This window comes from Neisseria sp. P0001.S005 (assembly GCF_051963715.1).
The window spans coordinates 41,659-59,135 of record NZ_JBQCTZ010000004.1 but is presented as its reverse complement, the minus strand read 5'-3'; the positions used below and the strand labels follow the sequence as shown (position 1 = coordinate 59,135).

Genomic DNA, 17,477 nt, shown 5'->3' with positions numbered 1-17,477 from the left:
CTGAAATTATCCGTCCGCAAATTTTCCGACGCACAAAGCGGACAAGCCGCATTGGATGCCGCGCTGTCCTCAGGCAAGCTGGCAGGTTTGCAAACCTCCGTCTTCTGGCTGCCGTATTTCCCGCCGCAAATGCGTTTCCATTTCAACGCACACAATCTCTTGGTATACGGCAAAGACGGCGGCGACTACCTGATCAGCGACCCCGTATTTGAAACCGTGCAGCGCTGCGCCGCCGAAGATTTGCAGCAGGCGCGCTTCGCCAAAGGTGTATTGGCGGCAAAAGGCATGATGTACACGCTGGAAAACGACAGGTCGTCTGAAAAAGTTCAGGCCGACTTGCCCGCCATCATCCGCAAAGCCATCCGCAAAAACGCCAAACAAATGCTCACACCGGTCTTTTTCATCGGCGTAAAAGGCATCCGCACGCTGGCCAAAAAAATCGAATCCCTGCCCGCCAAACAAAATGAGAAATACCAAAAACTGTTTCTCGGCCATTTGGTGCGGATGCAGGAAGAAATCGGTACCGGCGGCGCAGGTTTCCGCTACATCTACGCCTACTTCCTCGAACAGGCCGCCCATATCTGCAACGAACCTGCATTTCAGACGGCCTCAGAACAAATGACCGCCATCGGCGACCAATGGCGTCAATTCGCAGCAATGTGCGTGAAACAGTGCAAAAAACCATCCGAAAACGGTTGCCGCAACATTGCCGAATTTCTGCGCAAAATTGCGGATAATGAAGAAGCATTGTGGCGCGGATTATTGAAATAATCAGGATTTATTCGATCCAGATTAATCTACCGTGGATTATTTTGACATTCAGGCCGTCTGAAAACTAAAAGAAATTAAAAATGCGTTACCTAGCTACTGTCTTATTATTGTGTTCTGCCTTAACCTATGCCGCGCCGCCGGACGGCTTTGCTTTGGTTCATGATGCCGACGGACACACCAACTTGCGCAAAAGACCCGATTTGAATGCCAAAGTCTTGGCAAAAATTCCCAACGGCACACCGTTGGAATGTATAGAAGAACTCAGTGAAAACAGGTCGGACTTCTGTTTTGTTCAGCTACAACAGGCAAGTGCCGACAATTTTGGCTTTATCCATTACAGTCGTCTGATATTTCCCGCCTCCGACAAAAACTTCGTCCGACTGCGTGAACAATCCGATCGCGACGATACGCTGACTTTGTCCGGCAACGGACAAACAGTACGCATCGCTGCACGCCGCCTCCATCTAAAACGCAGTGATTTCTCCAGTATCAGCAAAGACAACTTCACTGCGCGTCTCTATCAAGGCAAGCCGTTCTATGGCATGGACTCTATGATTCCCAAAAGCGTGTTCGCGCTTGAACGTATCACGCTAAACGGTCAAGCGGTTCCCGCTGCCGAACTGCAAGGACTGTTCTCGCCCGATTTTGCCGCTACCGCACGCGGCAGCAATGTATATCACGGCTGGAAAGCCTATTACCGCCACAGCGATAAGACACTTTATCTGTTCGGCAGACAAGGTTCGGACGGCAATCCTTTCGATGTCTGCTTTATATTTAAGGACGGTAAATTCCAGCGCCGTTATTTATGGGGTGCTGCGATATAAATATCGCTCGAAAAGGTCGTCTGAAACCATGATTCAAATCCAATCCCTCTCCCACCGTTATCCCAAAACCGAAACCGCCGCGCTGGACAATGTGTCGTTCGATATTGCCGACGGCGAATGTTTGGGGCTGCTCGGCCACAACGGTGCGGGGAAAACAACGCTGATGTCGCTTTTGGCAGGCTTGCAGGAAGTACGGCAGGACGAAATTTTATTTGACGGCAAACCGTTGCGCCTGTTGAGCCGCAGCGAGCGGCAGAAAATCGGTTTGGTGCCGCAGGATTTTGCGTTTTATCCGCAGCTTTCTGTGTGGGACAACTTGCTGTTTTTCGCTTCGCTTTACAAAGTGCGCGACAAAGGCCGTCTGAATGCGCTGTTGGAACAGACCGACCTGACCGCCCATAAAAACAAGGCGGCGAAGCATCTTTCGGGCGGGCTTAAACGCCGTCTGAATTTTGCCATCGGCCTGATTAACACGCCGCAACTGGTGTTCCTAGACGAAATCACGGTCGGCATCGACCCGCAGTCGCGCCGCTTTATCCTCGACAGCGTGGCAGATTTGACGCGGCAGGGGGTAACGGTGGTTTACACCTCGCACTATCTGTCGGAAATCGAGCAGCTTTGCGGCAAAATCGCGCTGCTGCAACACGGCAAACTGGTGTATCACGGCGGTTTGGACGAGCTTTTAAGTACGCAAACCGGTGTCGTGCGTTTTACCGTCGAACCACCACTGCCACCTCAAACGCTGACCGCTTTGGGTGCCAAGCAAGTGGACAGCCGCGGTATGATGGAAACGGCGCACGATGCCGCCGCCGTTTACACCACCCTGCAACAAAGCGGCGCGCAAATCCGCTACTTCCAGCAGGGACACGGTTCGCTGGAAACGTTTTACCTCGATTTCCTGCGCAAAGACGAACCGGCAACAGATAAGCAAAATCCACAATGACGACTTCCTCCCTCCTCAAAGAACTCAAATTGCTCTGCCGCGACCTGCACGGTTTGGCCGTGTTGTTTGTGATGCCCATCGCCTTCATGCTGATTATGTCGTTGGCGCTGAGCCGCGACCAAGACCCGCACACCGACAGCCGCATCGCGCTGGTCGGTGCGGCAGACGACAGTGTCAATACCGCACTAGCCGCTGCGCTGAAAAAAGAACAAATCCATGTCACACTGATGCCGTCTGAAAAACTAACCGACGCGCAAAACGGCCTGCACAACAAGCGTTTCCAACTGGTGCTGCACAACCCGAACGCCTCTTCCGACAAAATCGCCGACAACAAAGCCTTGCCAATCTATGTACCGCCCGATACCGAGCCTTCATGGCTGGCAGCGGTCAAAGGCGTTTTGCAGCAACACTATACCCAAACGCGGCTGGACGCCTATTTCGACAACAACGACGGCATCAAAATCGACAATAAAAAACTGCCCCGCTCCATCCGCAAAGACATCCAGAAAAAAGTCGATGAAAAAAACGACGAACAATTCGCCGCCGTGCGCAGCTTTTTAGATAAAAAAATGCTGGAAGAACACTACCTGAGCGCAGGCAGCGGCACGGTGGAAAAACCCAACGCCGTACAGCACAGCGTTCCCGCATGGTTGATTTTCGGTATGTTTTTCATCATGATACCGCTGTCGAACGTCATGGCGCTGGAACGCCAGACCAACACCATCACCCGCCTGAGTCTCGCCCGCGCCTCCGCGTCCGGCCTGATTGCCGCCAAACTCATCCCCTATTTCCTGATTAACCAACTTCAGTTTGTCGGAATGCTGCTGCTCGGCCGCTACCTACTGCCCGAAATCGGCGTGCCCGCCCTCATACTCAACGGCAGCCTTGTTCCCTACGCGCTGCTGTCCGCCGCCGTTAGCGCCGCCGCACTCGGCTACGCGCTGTTAATCAGCGTCTGCGCCAAATCCACCGAACACGCCGTCGTCCTTGGTGGTGGCGGCATTATCCTGATGGCGGCAATCGGCGGCATTATGGTGCCCGCCCACGTCATGCCCGAAACCATGCAGCAACTCACTTGGATTTCCCCAATGGCTTGGGGCTTGAAGGCTTTTCAGGAATTGCTGCTCAACCGCAGCGGACTGGACGGAATCGGCCGTTATCTGCTTTTATTGTCTGCATTCTCTTTTGCCACGCTGACTGCTGCCGTATTGGTTTATCGTAGGCAGTTGCAGACGCAGGTTAGGTTTTAAACGTTTGTCTGCCAGGTAGAAAGCTTATTTCTCAAAATCATTCCTATAAAACTTCAGGCCGTCTGAAAATATCTTTCAGACGACCTGATGCTTGATGTGCTATGTATTGTTTTAATAACAAAATATGCTCAACAAAATCTTAAAATCCAAACGTAAAAAAACCTGCTTTTTTCAAAGCAGGTTTTCATATTTGGTGGGTCGTGAGCGATTCGAACGCTCGACCAACGGATTAAAAGTCCAAATAATAAAATATAACTAATTGTTTCTAAAAAGAGTTGAGGCCAGCACCTTCAATCTGATACAGTTTAATCTTGCCTTATCTCGGCACAAACTAGACACATACCACAGAACGAAAATCCAAGCATTTTTACTCAATTTGCTTTGATTTTCGTTTTTTCTTTTCAGAATAAATAAAGGAAAAATAATGGGTAGAACAATTCGTAACGAACAACCCGATGGTTGGAACGGTTCGCATCTTCTTGAATGTATGCATTCATTAAATAGTCGGTCTCGGATTGATTACTTGATGTATTGCAACGTGTTGAAAACTATGTCTGACGGTCGTCTGAAAGTGTATGTTTATGGAACACGGTATCACTCAATTAAGGGCGGCCGTATCCGTTATGTAAACGATTGGCAGGTGTCCCCTGCCTAGAAATGGGGTGTGAAAAAAACATGAAGAGAATATTGATATTGACAACATCACTCTTTGCTTTTTACCAAACATCAGCGATTGCCGATGCTCCATACCCTCAATACGCTGCATTAGTTGAAAAGCATGCAGCATTACAGCGTTTGGACAAAAACATTGTATGGGCGGTTATGGGACGGGAAAGCTCAGGTAATCGTTTCGCAATATCTAATAAAAACGCCAGAGGTTTGTTACAGGTTATACCGCCGACGGCCGCAAGAATGGGGGTGAATCCAAAACATCTCTACGATCCGGAACAAAACATCATCGCGGGTACACGTTACCTGCGTTTTTTATGTAACCACTTTCCTGACAAATCCAGCCCACATGGTTGCAATATTGATTTGGTACTGGCTGGGTATAACGCCGGTGAGGGAGCTGTCAGGAAATATGGTGGCATTCCGCCTTATCGGGAAACGCAGCACTACGTTCGCAATGTGAAAGAACGTTACGCACGATTGAGCGGCAATCGTACAGTTTTGGCATCACACTCTGTTCAGCATTTTAAGCCGAAGCCTATACCTGCTGTTGCCCGATCTGATAGCTCGTCTGAAAACATAGTCAAAGTAGCAGCCCAAACACCCGTCAAACGATACGCGGAATGGGATGTATTTAAAGAGTTTTAACTGCCTTCGGGCAATTCTTACTTACCGCTAAATGCGGTTTTTTTTGTCTTTTAAAAAGGAAATGATGATGAATTACATCAAAAAAGCTGTAACCAATACACAAACAGTTGCAACAGTTGCCTTGTTAACGGTTGCGCAAATGACACTCGCAGATGGGTTTAATGAAGTTACAACAATAGCCACAAATATCAGGGCAGGTATGTATACATTGGTAGGTGTTCTTGCCGGTGCTGTCTTACTTTGGACTGTTTTTCAAATCAAGGCCGGTCGTAAAACGTGGTCTGATTTTTTAGAAACAAGTTTATTAACTTTCGTTGCTGGTGGTGCAATCGTATTTGCAACCTACTTGTTTACCAAAGGTGGCTCTATTAGCTTGTAAGTTGATTGAACTGGTTAACTTTATGAAAAAAGAAGATATTCATACAGAGCAGGCAACATTCAACGGTTTAAGTCGTCAGGCTATGCTTTGGGGTATTCCCCTTCCAGCGGTTGTAGCCTGCATATTTGTAGGAATGATGACTGCAATGCTCTCAATGCCTTTCCTCCAAGGGAAGGCATTGTTTTTTCTACTGTTGCCTTTTCCAATTTTGGCTTTCTTCCGCACCATCTGCGTTAACGACGATCAAGCCCTAAGAATTTATTTCTATGAAACAAAATACTTCTTACGTCGCAGAAACGCCAAAATGTTCAACGGCACCAATACCATTCTCGCTACAAAATTCGGGAGACAACAAAGTGATTATCAGCGATTTTTTGAGCAACGCTCTAAAAGCGCAACCGGCACAGTCGGATTTTCTACCGAAAATCTGCCAACACGTTACAAACAACATCGTTAATTACAAAACTGGACATCACGCCTTCGTTATCCGCATGGAAGGCCTGCCGTTTGACGGTGTGGACGACAAGCACCTGTTCACGCAGTTTGTATCGTTACGCAACCTGCTCGCCGGTATGGGCAAAACCTTGGGCAACCGTTTGGCGGTGTGGGGAACGCTGCAACGCCAAAAGATTGTCTTTGACCGTGAGTACAAGTTTCAGACGGCTTTCTGTCAGCAGTTTGCTGACAAGTATCTGAAACGCTTTCAGGAAGCGGATTATTTTGAAAACGTGTTCCATTTGACGGTTTTGATTAAGAACGACTATTTGGAAGCAGGTATTAAAGAAGCAGAGGAGCAAATTCAGATTCTGATGCGTTCACTCGAACCATACGATCCGTATCTTTTGACTGCCTATAAGAATGAAAACGGTGTTGCCTTCTCGGAGGTGTACTCGTTTTTTGGTAGCCTAATTAATGGAACACGGGAAGAGATTCCTTTGTCTTTCGTTGATGCTTATCAGACTATTCCAGGAGCTAATCTGCATTTTGGCTCGGATTTGTGCGAAATTCGTTCCCAAAACGGGACTCGTAAGTTTGCACAAATGTTCGATCTGAAAGACTTTGGGATTAGTAAACCTAAAATCTTGACATCAATCTTGCGCTTGCCTTGTGAGTTCACATTCACTCAAAGCCTTGTGTTCATCAATCCGTATGATATGCAGGGCGAAATTAAGAAACAGTTGAACAATCTGACATCGGTCAATGACAAAGCGACCGCGCAACAGGAAGAGCTGGAAGAAGGTCAGGGCTTGCTGGTATCGGGCGAACTTATGTTCGGCGACTATCATGCGGCGTTGGTTGTGTACGGTAAGACGGCGGAAGAGGCGGCGGCAAACGGTGCGCGTGCTTATTCCACATTCCTGAATGCGGGTGGCTACCGCTTTACCAAGGCTGGGCTGTCTGCTCCGGCGACATTTTTCAGTCAGGTGCCGGGCAGTAAGGAAAGACCTCGCTCTTTCCCGAAAACGACAACAAACTTTGCGACAACCTTCGGCATACACAACTACTCGCACGGTAAAAAACAGGGCAATCCGATTGGTGACGGCTCAGCAATTATGCCGCTGCAAACCACATCCAAGACGATTTACGATTTCAACTTCCATTTCTCAAATCTGAAGGAGGACAACCTTGGTGAGAAAATCGCCGGACACACACTGATGTTGGGTGCAACCGGTACGGGTAAAACCACTTTGCAAACATCAATGATGGCGTTCACAGAACGCTTCAATCCTTATATGTTTGTGATGGACTTGGACAGAGGTATGGAAATCTTTATCCGCGCCATCGGTGGTTCTTATTTTGCCTTAGAAGCAGGTGTGCCTACCGGGTTAAATCCTTTTCAACTGCCTGATACACCTTCAAATCGTGAATTCCTGTACAGCTTGGTCGGTATGTGTGGAGCGGACGAGAACGGCAAATTGACGGCTACGGAAGAAAAAGAGATTCAGGCTGCTGTCGATACCTTGTTCAGTATGGATTATGAAAACCGCCGGTTTAGTCATCTACTGCAAAGCATCCCTGTTGTTCCTGATCCTAACTCACTTCGTATGCGCCTTTCTAAATGGTGTGAAAGTGAAGGTGGACGGTTCTCATGGTGCCTGGACAACCCAACAAACATGTTTGATGCTGAAAAGTTCTTCCGTGTTGGATTTGACCTGACCGATATTCTGAAGGACGACTATCCGCCGACCGCTCCGGTTTTAGCGTATATGTTCCACCTGAGAAATATCATGATGGACAAAGTTGCTAAAGAAGACGGCATTCTCGCTTCCATCATTGAAGAATTTTGGTATGCGGCACGTTTTGAGGCATTGCAGGACATCATGCTCAAGATTCTGAAAACCGACCGTAAACGCGGCGGCTGGTTGATTTTGGTGTCGCAATCACCGGAAGATGCAATTTCTTGTCCTATTTTCCCGGCGATTGTGCAACAAACGCCAACTAAAATCTTTCTGCCGAATCCTGATGCCGAATTTGAAAACAGCTACGAACGTTGTGGCCTGACGCTAAAAGAGTTTGAGGAACTTTCCAAACTCTCGTTGGAAAGTCGCACATTCTTGGTTAAGCAGTCGAAACAATCGGCTTTTGCCATGCTGGATTTGTACGGTTTTCATGATGAAATGGCTTTCCTGTCAGGTTCATCTGATAACGTTGAGTTGTTGCATCAAATTATGGAAGATGTTGGCAGTGAAAATCCGGATGTTTGGTATCGCCCATTTCTTGAAACCCTGCGAGAACGCCGTGCAGAGAAGAAAAATGTGCGAGCCGCATAATATTCTTTTAATTTAACGAAGGCTGTTTGAATTTCAAACGGCCTTTTTTTTGCCGCTTGATGCGGCTTTCAACAAGGAACTTATGATGAAATTGAATCTGAAGAAATTATCCGCTATGGCTCTTCTTGTTACGAGTTTAGCAGCTATGCCTTTAGCAGTTACAGCTAGTGGTATTCCGGTAGTTGATGGTGCAGCAGCAGCTCAACGCGCCCAAAACTTCATTCAGCAGATGATGGAGATGGCTAAGCAACTCGCACAAATGAAACAGCAGTACGAACAACAGGTTAAACAGTTTAAAGCGATGACAGGTTCGCGCAATATGGGCAATCTTTTGAAGGATACGCTCAAAGACCAAATTCCGTCCGAGTGGAGCGAGATTTATAAAGGCGCAAAAAATATCGACTATAAGTCTGTAATTAATAGTAAGGCTTATAACCCTGAAACGGCGCAACGAATGGCTGTGCATAACATGAAGGAGATGGAAAAAGTCTTTAACTCGATGGAGACACAACTTAAATCTCTGTCGCGCTTGATGGACGAAGTCAACAATACACAAGACATCAAAGCCGCTACTGATCTGCAAAACCGTATTTCTGTGGAACAGGCAAAAATCGCCAACAATCAAACCAAGCTGGATATGCTCGATCGGTTGTATAAACGACAACAAGAAATCGAACAGCGCCAGTATGCTTCCCGTGAAGAATGTATGGCACGTCATATCCGTGATCGCAACTATGCGGTCTGCAATCAGTAGTAGCTTTATTGTGCTGCATTCGGGAGTAAGCGAATGCAGCACTAAATAAAATAGGGCAAATTATGGAAACAACTTCTTATTTTTCCGAACTCGCCAACTTTCTACTAAACGGTATGGGAACTAATCTGTTCCAAAAATCAAACAACATGATCAGCGGTATTGCTCCGGTTTTTCAAATCGGCTTTGGGATTTATATCCTGTTGATCGCGTTTGACTATTACAAACGGGGGTTTGATGAAAATGTCGTGGATTTGGGTAAGCGCATGATCGGCTGGTTGCTAATTATCGCTTTTGCGTTCAATTCCAGTCAGTATCAGAAACTCGCCAATATCATGTGGATGTTGCCCGAAAATCTGAGTGGATTGTTGGGGACTTCAACCTATACTGCAAGCGCGTTGGATACCCAAAGCAACAATATCTTAAAGATGATGGAGAATATTTTTGCGTATGCCTCTTCTTTGGATATGCTACAAGTATCAGATAAGCTGATGCTTTATATTGGTGGTACGGTTGCTGTTATATTGGCTTATTTGTTCTTTCTCATTACATTTGCTTATTACCTAATTGCCAAACTATCATTGGCGATGGTAATCGTCATCGGACCTATGTTTATAGGTTCAATGTTGTTTCCTGCAACACGGCAGTGGGGCATGAATTGGATAGGACAAATCCTTAATTACTCAGTTACAGTAGTGTTTTACGTTATTCTAGGTGCATTGCAGAATGATTTTTTCAAGAACCAATTAGAAAGAGCAGTAGTTGGAGAGATCGGATCAGTTGCTCAGGTAGTCGGTTTGATTCCGCTCTTTTTCCTATCAACAACAATTTTTATTTTGGTTGCCTGGAGTATTCCTTCGATTTCTTCCGCTTTAACGGGTGGGGCATCTGTAAACGGTTTCAGTCGAACCGTTATGTCTGTGGCAAGATGGGCAAAAGGTGTGGAACTTCCCGGTGGCGGGAAAGTCAAAAAGGAATAATCCAATTTTAGGAGAATATGATTATGACTTTCGTAACTAAAATGCTTTGGTGGATGTTGTTGCTTTCTGTGAGCACATTGATGTTTATCGGTATGTTCGGCAACTTGATGGAAAGTTCTTTGGCCAGATTAGCCGGGCTATGTATCGGTTTATCGATTTTTGGATTATTTTTTAAACTGCTTGACCGACCAGTACCGGTTCGTTTTGATGATTAATACTCTAAGGGTTTAAATATGGATTATCGCAAGATTACTAAATTTGCTGCTATAACAGCCCTGAGTTTGGGCTTGAGTGCCTGTGCTGAACTGACTGACGGCCTCAGCGCCATCAACGGTACTTTGGCGGGCATTAATTCAGGTATGGCCGGTTCGGGAGCAGGGCAAGCTAAAGACACTTTGTCTTTAGGCAGTAAATCGACAGCTCAATACGAATTAAAAAACTTGAAAATGCTTGTTGTCCAAAGAGGTGGCAGTTATAAGGGGGCGATTCCACAGGCAGATATAACCTTTACTGGTGAGGCTTTAAACAAAACCAATCGTCTGATTGTGGTTAATGTGTCCGTTCCTATTTATGACAAACAGGGTTATTATGTGTCGGCAGTATCAACCGACATCCACATACCTCCTAAAGAGAAAGTCAAAATTGACAACTTTCGTACAACTCTTTCTCTAACCGATGATAATCGTTTCAATATTCAAAAAACGCAATATCACGCAACAACCTATTAATCTATCTGTGAAGAACACCCCAATCGGGGTGTTTTTTTTGGGCTTATCGATTCATAAATCAAGGAAATTCCCGTGAAAACCATCCTTCTTCTCTCCCTTTCTATCGCACTTTGTGCATGTTCCGGAAAAAAGCCTCCTCAACCTCACGGTACGCCTTTTCCGATTAATTCAACTATTCAAGCAAGAGGATAAATGATGCCTGACAATTCACAAAAAGCCAGCAATAACAAAATGGCTATTGAGTTTATTAATGCCGCAAAAGGTTTTGAAAGCGCAGAAATTGTGCGTGTTCATAAATCAGCAAAAATTGCATGGCGCATCAGTGGTGCGTGTCTCTTGATCACAGGCTTGGCAGTTGGAGCAGTAGCAGGTCTGACACCTTTAAAAGAGACACGGCCTTATGTAATCAAGGTCGATAACAACACCGGACAAACGGAAATTGTAACGATGATGAAAAATCAGGAACAGTCATACGGCGAAGTCATGGATAAACACTGGTTGACACGTTACGTCCAACTTCGTGAAAGCTATGACTGGGTAACAATTCAGGATAACTACGATGCGGTTATGTTGATGAGTTCACCTGAGATTCAGGCAGCATTTTCAAAAATCTATAACGACAATCCGCAAGCTCCGCATAAGGTATTAAAAAACCAATACAAGGTAGTCGCCAAAGTGAAAGCCGTGACTTTTATTGGTAGTACCGCGCAAATCCGTTTTGAAAAACGCATGGTTCCGATTTCAGGAGATTTAAATCAGGAAATTCCAGTTCAAAACATGATCGCAACTATCGGCTACGAATATGCGAACCAACCTATGAGTGAGGAAGCCCGCCGTATCAATCCATTGGGCTTTATTGTCAAAAGTTATCGCGTCGATCCGGAAACCGCGCCATAACAGAAAGGGTTAACGATGAATGTAAAAATGAAACTGACAGCATTACTGCTGATGGGACTTTTACCTGCCGTATCCGGAGCGGTATCTGTTCCCAAAGGGTCGGCTAAAGACGGCCGCATCCAAACCGTTGTGTACAATCCCGATGATGTTATTCATGTTCATGCTCGTATTGGAGAAGCTGTTTTAATCCAACTTGAAGACGGTGAATTGCTGACTGGTGATACAAGCGGCTTGGGTATGGGTGATACAGAAGCCTGGAATTTGGCAGTTCGAGGTAACAATCTCTATATGAAGCCGGTTGCTTCCGCTCCAGCCACAAATATGTTGATTACAACTAACAAAAAACGAACATATGCCTTCGATTTGTCGCTAACCGGCAAGAAAAACGGCAAATATGTGCAAAAGCCGACTTATTTACTTCGATTTGTCTATCCTGATACTGCGGAATATAAAGCGCGTGCCGAAGCTCAGAAACAGGCTAAGGCTTTGGAAAAAATCAAAGGAACAAGGCATCGATCCAGTGTTCAGCACAATTACAACTATTGGGGTAAGGGCAATAAAGCACTAGCACCGACAGCGGCCTACGATAATGGCCGCTTTACTTATTTCAGCTTTGATAACGGTCGAGAACTGCCACTGATTTACAAAGTTATGGCTGACGGTACAGAAATGTTGCTTAACAGCCATGTGGAGGGCGATACCGTGGTAATCCATGAAACTGCAAAACATTTTGTTTTGCGCCTCGGAAAATCTGTGCTTGGTTTGGAAAATCGTAGCTTCGATGAACAAGGCACGTTTAATCGAACCGGCACCGGCAATCATGATTTTGTCCGTATTAGTAGAGAGAAGGAAGGCAGATGAAATTCTTCGACAAATTCAAACGAAAAACTAAGCCTAATACCGTAGAAAACGGTGATTTTACAAAGCCTGAAGCCCTATCCCAATCTGTTCAGAACGATAAAATCGAACCCGGCATACCACTGAATCTAAATACTGCTACACCTAATAATATGCGTAAGGTCGCTTTAGCAGGAGTAGGCATTCTTGCGGTAGGTGTCATCGTATCGGGACTGATCGGGATGACGGGTGGGGATGAAGAAGCGGAAGATTCTCAACCAAAGACTGCTTCTGCTCCTGAAGTAACAGGGAGTAAAAACTTTGCCCAGGATAAAGCGGAAATTGCTCTGATGGATCAACAAGCCGCTTCAGATCCCGTTCCGGATGAGGGTGCTTCCGAGCCTCAACCGGAAGTGGCTTCACAAGTCCAAACGGGTGCAGTTCAACCTACTGTTCAACCGGTGGAGCAAGTACCCTACGATGGCACTGTTCAAGCCACACCATCTGAAACTACGCCTTCTCAAACCCCTAAAGACCGCAAAATGAGTGGTAATGTTTTAGTTAAGTTCGATAGTAGTATCTCTGACTTGGGCAGCACTTCATCTGAAAGTAGCGCACAACTGAATACAGGTAGCCCTCCAAGTTTCTTTGGGGGTGAGGATGGAGGTGGTGCTACACAGGGAGGTGGGGGCAGTTTTGGTTCGCGACTGAATGCAACTGTAACAGCTTCAGCCCAAGCACAACAACGTGGAGATTTGACATATCTGCTGGCCAAAGGAACGAATATCCCTTGCGGATTGGATACCAAGATAGTAACAACCCAGCCTGGATTTACCCGGTGTATCGTATCGAAAGATGTATATTCCGCTAATGGACAAACCCTTCTGATCGAACGTGGCAGTAAAATCATCGGTGAACAAACTTCCGCCTTGTTGCAAGGACAAGCACGAGTCTTCGTGTTATGGAATGAGCTGGAAACGCCGACTGGCGTAAAAGTGCCACTAGCGAGTCCAGGTGCAGGGGCTTTGGGTGAAAGTGGTCATGCTGCTTATGTTAAATACCATTTTTGGAAACGTTTCGGCGGTTCTATTATGATTAGCTTGATTGGTGATATTGGTGATGCTGTTGGTAATCGCCAAAATCGAACTTCGGGCAATAATAATCACATCTCGTATGAAAATACGAGCGAGGCCGCGCAACAGATGGCAACCGAAGCCTTGAAAAACAGTATCAATATTCCGCCAACCGGTACGATTAATCAGGGCTCACTGATTAACATCATGGTTGCCCGGGATGTTGATTTCAGCAAAGTATATGAGTTGGTTAATCCTTACGGATACTGATTCAGACGGCCTGCCCCTCCGGGGGCAGGTTTTTTTATGAAAGCCTAATTCCAAATGACACAAAACCCGACAACCTTTCACGGGCAGGCATCTATCCATTCAGATGCGGTTGTCCGCAACTTGATGGCCAAAACAGGTTTGGACGATTATCTCAACCGAGAAGGCGTAACCGAAGTACTGATTAACCGGGAACGCGAAGTTTTTTTGGAAACCTCGGCCGGTTTTGAGCGGATTGAAGACGACCGACTGACACTGCCGATTTTGACTCAGCTTGCTACGGCGTTATGTACCTATAACAGCAAACACATCAGTATGGAGCAACCTATCCACTCCGTTACTCTGCCTGACGGCGAACGCGGCCACATCATGATACCGCCGTCCTGTGAAGACAAAACTATCGTCTATGCTTTCCGTAAACCGTCGCAGACACGTTTTACATTAGACGATTACATACAGACGGATCGTGTTTCCCGTTTTCAAGATGTATCTGCCTTTGGAGCTTCAGACGACCTCAATTTTGGCGAAATGGAAATAGACCACAAATATTTTCGGGATATTTCTGACAAGATGAAGTTGCCACATGACGTACAACTTGCACCTTGGCAATATGAGATGTTGGATCACAAGGCAAACCGTAATATGAACGCCTTTTTTGCTTTGGCCATTAAACACAAACTCAATATCTGTATGGTCGGTGGCACCGGCTCCGGTAAGACGACCTTCACTAAAGCCCTGTCCGATTTGGTACCGGCAGAAACCCGTATTATTACGCTGGAAGACACGCATGAGCTTGACTTGCCCATGCACCTTAATCATGCCCACCTCTTTTACAAAGGCCATATCACGGCAAAAATGCTGATTGCCGCCTGTATGCGTTTAAAACCCGACCGCGTTTTCCTGACTGAGCTGCGTGGCGACGAGGCTTGGGATTATATCTCGCTCTTAAATACAGGCCATCCGGGCGGCCTAATGTCCGTCCATGCCAATGATGCACGGAGCGTCCATTACCGTATCGCCCAACTGGCGAAAGAATCGGCAACTGGCCGGACAATGGATTACGACTATATCCTCAACTCGGTTAAATCCAGTATTGATGTTGTTGCCTATTTTGAAAAGACTCATATGACCGAACTGTATTTTGACCCGGTTGAAAAATTTTATGCCATGCGTGGCCGAGTTTAAGGAAGAAATATGCCATACCTAAACCGTATTGAAGTAATGGGTAATTTGGGAAAAGACCCGGAATTGCGTTATCTGCCCAATCAAACGCCTGTAAGCAGTATTTCACTAGCCTATACAGAAAAATGGCGTGACAAAGCCAGTAACGAGCAACGTGAACGAATCGAATGGTTTAATGTTGTGTTGTACGGCAAACAGGCAGAAACAGTTTGTCGCTACATGAAGAAAGGTGATTGTTTGTGGGTTGCAGGTAAGTTGCAATCACGCCGTTACGAACATCACGGTGTTGAGAAGACTGTGTATGAGATTATGGCTGGAGAAATACAGATTATTCATACAAAAAACCAAAACGAAACTGTGTCCGGTTTGGAATATCTGTAAGTTTTTGAGTTCAAGCTGTAATCGTATGCCCGCTTTAAGCGGGCTATATTTTTTTATGGGGCATTAGAGAATGAAAAACAAGTTAATTGGGCTGTTAGCCATGCTGGGCATTTTTGTTCCAATAAGTTTTGCTGGTGGCATGTACCTAGGTAGTATCGTAATGACGGCATGGTTGAATTTAAAAAGTGAGCCATCCGTTAGCATGTTGTACCACTATTGGAAATACTACGACCGGTTGAGACCTGGCGCTCAGACGGCCTTTGAAGTATCAGTCTTTATTGCTCTTCTGATTCCAATTGTAGTTGCCGTGATAATTTGTGCAGCAATGCTGATGAAACCAAAACGTGAACTGCATGGATCGGCGCGCTTTGCCAATCGTATGGAAATCACAAAGCATGGTCTTTTGAAAAAGAAATTTACTGGTGATGAGGAACCGGATTTACTGATTGGGAAATATGGTAACGATTATTTGCGTTGGTCAGGTAACGAATTTTTATATTTAGCCGCACCTACCCGGTCAGGAAAAGGCGTAGGTATTGTGATTCCAAACTGTCTTCACTACCGGGACAGCATGGTCGTATTTGATCCGAAACTGGAAAATTTCCTGATTTCAGGTGGCTATCGGTCTTCTCATGGGCAGGAAGTATTTTTGTTTAATCCGGCCGGTAGAATGCCTGAACACGAACGCAATCCGAACGCGCCTTTGGTTTCACACCGTTGGAATCCTTGTACCTATATTCGCAGAAATCCCGTCTATACCTACAAAGATGTGAAAAACATCGCTTCCATCATGTACCCAAAGCCGTCTAAAGATAACGGCAGTGCGACCTTTTTCCAGGAATCTGCACAAAACCTGTTTGCCGGTCTGTTGCTCTACATGGTTGAGACGGAATCGGAGCGCGACTTATCTTTACCTGAAAACAAAACCACGTTGGCCAACCTGTTCCGTTTGACGACCCCATCGGATGGTAGAACGTTGGCAGAGTGGATTAAAGATGAAATGACATTGCGCGAACAACAGCCACATACAAAGTTGAGCCAAAACTGCCGCAGCCTACTGATGGGCTTTGCCAACGGTAACGCCAAAACGGGGGCAGACATTTTGGCGACACTGATTGCGCCTTTGGGTATTTTCATTGACCCGGTAGTCGAAGCGGCAACAAGTGGCGACGATTTTTACTTGGATGAAGTACGCAAAAAACGGATGACGGTTTATATCGGTATTGTTCCGACTGAAACAGCCGTATTTTCACGACTGACGAACCTTTTTTTCAGCCAACTGATTACAGTAAACGTCGAGCAGGGTTTGCCGTCCAACAATTCCGATGCGCTGAAATACCAATGTTGCCTATTGATGGACGAATTTACCGCCTTGGGTGTAATTCCAGCCATTCAGCACGGTGTCTCGTATATCGCCGGTTACGGTCTGCGTCTTCTGCTGATTATACAAACTCCATCTCAGGTAACTGATCTATATGGACGTGATGCAACACGCACATTTTTCACCAACTTTGGCTGTCAAATTGTCTATCCACCGCGAGAACAAAGCGATGCTGATGAATACAGTAAACTTATCGGTTACGAGACTTACAAAGCCAAATCTACATCACGGTCAGTAGGGAAAGGGGGAAGTCGAAGCACAAGTACCAGTGATCAACGCCGAGCAGTGATGAATCCGGACGAGTTGAAGATAATGCCGAAAAGCGACTGTATCATCAGCTTGGGTAACAGCCGTCCGATCTATGCCAAGAAAATCGTATATTACACCGACCCCGTATTCGCTAAACGGGCAAATTGGGAATTGCCGGAGATCCCGGTTTTGGATATTCATACCGATGTTAGATCACCCATCACTGCATCTAAAGCAACATTCGTTTCTCCCGATGAGATGGATAGTTTCCATTGGAAGGATGCTTCAAACTCAGAAGAAATTGCCGGTGCAATCCTATCCTCGATTATTCCGCCGGATAGCCCGCCGGAATATATCAATGAACTGATGCCTGTGCTTTTGGAAAATTGGGGTGAAGACTCACTGCCATTTATCAAGCAGTTCATAGGTGATAACGTCCAAGCCGGAGCATAAGAGAAGCGGTCTGCAAAATGCAGGCCGCTTTATTTTTTTCAGT

The 17,477-nt window shown here is 46.0% G+C and carries 18 protein-coding genes; all 18 read left to right on the top strand.

Annotated elements, in window-relative coordinates:
- On the top strand, window positions 1-771 hold a 771-nt coding region (locus ACTHSP_RS01520), incomplete at its 5' end, for a BtrH N-terminal domain-containing protein (protein WP_440345496.1).
- A gap of 80 nt (window positions 772-851) precedes the next feature.
- Window positions 852-1,595, top strand: a complete 744-nt coding sequence (locus ACTHSP_RS01515) for an SH3 domain-containing protein (RefSeq protein WP_049352417.1) — start codon at window positions 852-854, stop codon at window positions 1,593-1,595.
- 28 nt (window positions 1,596-1,623) lie between these two features.
- Window positions 1,624-2,538: an ABC transporter ATP-binding protein gene (locus tag ACTHSP_RS01510; protein ID WP_440345495.1), complete on the top strand. Its 915-nt coding sequence runs from the start codon at window positions 1,624-1,626 to the stop codon at window positions 2,536-2,538.
- Entirely contained in the window at window positions 2,535-3,788 is a 1,254-nt protein-coding gene (locus ACTHSP_RS01505) for an ABC transporter permease (RefSeq protein WP_440345494.1), read from the top strand. Before ACTHSP_RS01510 ends, ACTHSP_RS01505 begins: the two co-directional genes overlap by 4 nt.
- 633 nt (window positions 3,789-4,421) lie before the next feature.
- Window positions 4,422-5,105, top strand: a complete 684-nt coding sequence (locus ACTHSP_RS01500) for a lytic transglycosylase domain-containing protein (RefSeq protein ID WP_318250377.1) — start codon at window positions 4,422-4,424, stop codon at window positions 5,103-5,105.
- Window positions 5,106-5,172: 67 nt separating this feature from the next.
- A complete protein-coding gene (locus tag ACTHSP_RS01495; protein ID WP_250591381.1) occupies window positions 5,173-5,484 on the top strand; it encodes a hypothetical protein in 312 nt (103 codons plus the stop codon).
- Between the two features lie 22 nt (window positions 5,485-5,506).
- The gene (locus tag ACTHSP_RS01490; protein WP_049351095.1) at window positions 5,507-5,941 is read left to right on the top strand and encodes a VirB3 family type IV secretion system protein; all 435 of its coding nucleotides are present in this window, start codon (window positions 5,507-5,509) and stop codon (window positions 5,939-5,941) included.
- Window positions 5,841-8,255, top strand: coding sequence for a TraG/VirB4 family ATPase (locus ACTHSP_RS01485; RefSeq protein WP_049351080.1), 2,415 nt, complete (start codon window positions 5,841-5,843; stop codon window positions 8,253-8,255). The genes ACTHSP_RS01490 and ACTHSP_RS01485 overlap by 101 nt, the downstream gene beginning before the upstream one ends.
- A 49-nt stretch (window positions 8,256-8,304) precedes the next feature.
- On the top strand, window positions 8,305-9,009 hold the full coding sequence (locus tag ACTHSP_RS01480) for a type IV secretion system protein (protein WP_049351081.1): 705 nt from the start codon (window positions 8,305-8,307) through the stop codon (window positions 9,007-9,009).
- Between the two features lie 62 nt (window positions 9,010-9,071).
- A complete protein-coding gene (locus ACTHSP_RS01475; protein WP_049351082.1) occupies window positions 9,072-9,986 on the top strand; it encodes a type IV secretion system protein in 915 nt (304 codons plus the stop codon).
- A gap of 23 nt (window positions 9,987-10,009) precedes the next feature.
- A complete protein-coding gene (locus ACTHSP_RS01470) occupies window positions 10,010-10,201 on the top strand; it encodes a hypothetical protein (protein ID WP_152333321.1) in 192 nt (63 codons plus the stop codon).
- Between the two features lie 18 nt (window positions 10,202-10,219).
- Complete coding sequence (locus ACTHSP_RS01465) at window positions 10,220-10,714, top strand: hypothetical protein (RefSeq protein WP_049323729.1); 495 nt, start codon at window positions 10,220-10,222, stop codon at window positions 10,712-10,714.
- A 192-nt stretch (window positions 10,715-10,906) separates the two neighbouring features.
- The gene (locus ACTHSP_RS01460; protein WP_152333322.1) at window positions 10,907-11,611 is read left to right on the top strand and encodes a virB8 family protein; all 705 of its coding nucleotides are present in this window, start codon (window positions 10,907-10,909) and stop codon (window positions 11,609-11,611) included.
- Window positions 11,612-11,638: 27 nt separating this feature from the next.
- Complete coding sequence (gene virB9, locus ACTHSP_RS01455; protein WP_065425730.1) at window positions 11,639-12,472, top strand: P-type conjugative transfer protein VirB9; 834 nt, start codon at window positions 11,639-11,641, stop codon at window positions 12,470-12,472.
- Window positions 12,469-13,791, top strand: a complete 1,323-nt coding sequence (gene virB10, locus ACTHSP_RS01450; RefSeq protein WP_053090729.1) for a type IV secretion system protein VirB10 — start codon at window positions 12,469-12,471, stop codon at window positions 13,789-13,791. Before virB9 ends, virB10 begins: the two co-directional genes overlap by 4 nt.
- A gap of 54 nt (window positions 13,792-13,845) precedes the next feature.
- A complete protein-coding gene (locus ACTHSP_RS01445; protein ID WP_049351086.1) occupies window positions 13,846-14,973 on the top strand; it encodes an ATPase, T2SS/T4P/T4SS family in 1,128 nt (375 codons plus the stop codon).
- A gap of 9 nt (window positions 14,974-14,982) precedes the next feature.
- Window positions 14,983-15,351, top strand: coding sequence for a single-stranded DNA-binding protein (locus ACTHSP_RS01440; RefSeq protein WP_049323733.1), 369 nt, complete (start codon window positions 14,983-14,985; stop codon window positions 15,349-15,351).
- Window positions 15,352-15,421: 70 nt separating this feature from the next.
- Window positions 15,422-17,434 (top strand): type IV secretory system conjugative DNA transfer family protein, encoded by a 2,013-nt coding sequence (locus ACTHSP_RS01435; protein ID WP_049351087.1) that lies wholly within the window; start codon window positions 15,422-15,424, stop codon window positions 17,432-17,434.
- The last annotated feature ends 43 nt before the right edge of the window (window positions 17,435-17,477 follow it).

Bases quoted from the DNA above. Each gene is read 5' to 3' on its own strand.
- ACTHSP_RS01445 (WP_049351086.1), top strand. From the start codon at position 13,846: ATGACACAAAACCCGACAACCTTTCACGGGCAGGCATCTATCCATTCA.
- ACTHSP_RS01470 (WP_152333321.1), top strand. From the start codon at position 10,010: ATGACTTTCGTAACTAAAATGCTTTGGTGGATGTTGTTGCTTTCTGTG.
- ACTHSP_RS01515 (WP_049352417.1), top strand. From the start codon at position 852: ATGCGTTACCTAGCTACTGTCTTATTATTGTGTTCTGCCTTAACCTAT.
- ACTHSP_RS01505 (WP_440345494.1), top strand. From the start codon at position 2,535: ATGACGACTTCCTCCCTCCTCAAAGAACTCAAATTGCTCTGCCGCGAC.
- ACTHSP_RS01435 (WP_049351087.1), top strand. From the start codon at position 15,422: ATGAAAAACAAGTTAATTGGGCTGTTAGCCATGCTGGGCATTTTTGTT.
- ACTHSP_RS01475 (WP_049351082.1), top strand. From the start codon at position 9,072: ATGGAAACAACTTCTTATTTTTCCGAACTCGCCAACTTTCTACTAAAC.
- ACTHSP_RS01510 (WP_440345495.1), top strand. From the start codon at position 1,624: ATGATTCAAATCCAATCCCTCTCCCACCGTTATCCCAAAACCGAAACC.
- ACTHSP_RS01495 (WP_250591381.1), top strand. From the start codon at position 5,173: ATGAATTACATCAAAAAAGCTGTAACCAATACACAAACAGTTGCAACA.
- ACTHSP_RS01490 (WP_049351095.1), top strand. From the start codon at position 5,507: ATGAAAAAAGAAGATATTCATACAGAGCAGGCAACATTCAACGGTTTA.
- virB9 (WP_065425730.1), top strand. From the start codon at position 11,639: ATGAAACTGACAGCATTACTGCTGATGGGACTTTTACCTGCCGTATCC.
- ACTHSP_RS01440 (WP_049323733.1), top strand. From the start codon at position 14,983: ATGCCATACCTAAACCGTATTGAAGTAATGGGTAATTTGGGAAAAGAC.
- ACTHSP_RS01460 (WP_152333322.1), top strand. From the start codon at position 10,907: ATGATGCCTGACAATTCACAAAAAGCCAGCAATAACAAAATGGCTATT.
- ACTHSP_RS01465 (WP_049323729.1), top strand. From the start codon at position 10,220: ATGGATTATCGCAAGATTACTAAATTTGCTGCTATAACAGCCCTGAGT.
- virB10 (WP_053090729.1), top strand. From the start codon at position 12,469: ATGAAATTCTTCGACAAATTCAAACGAAAAACTAAGCCTAATACCGTA.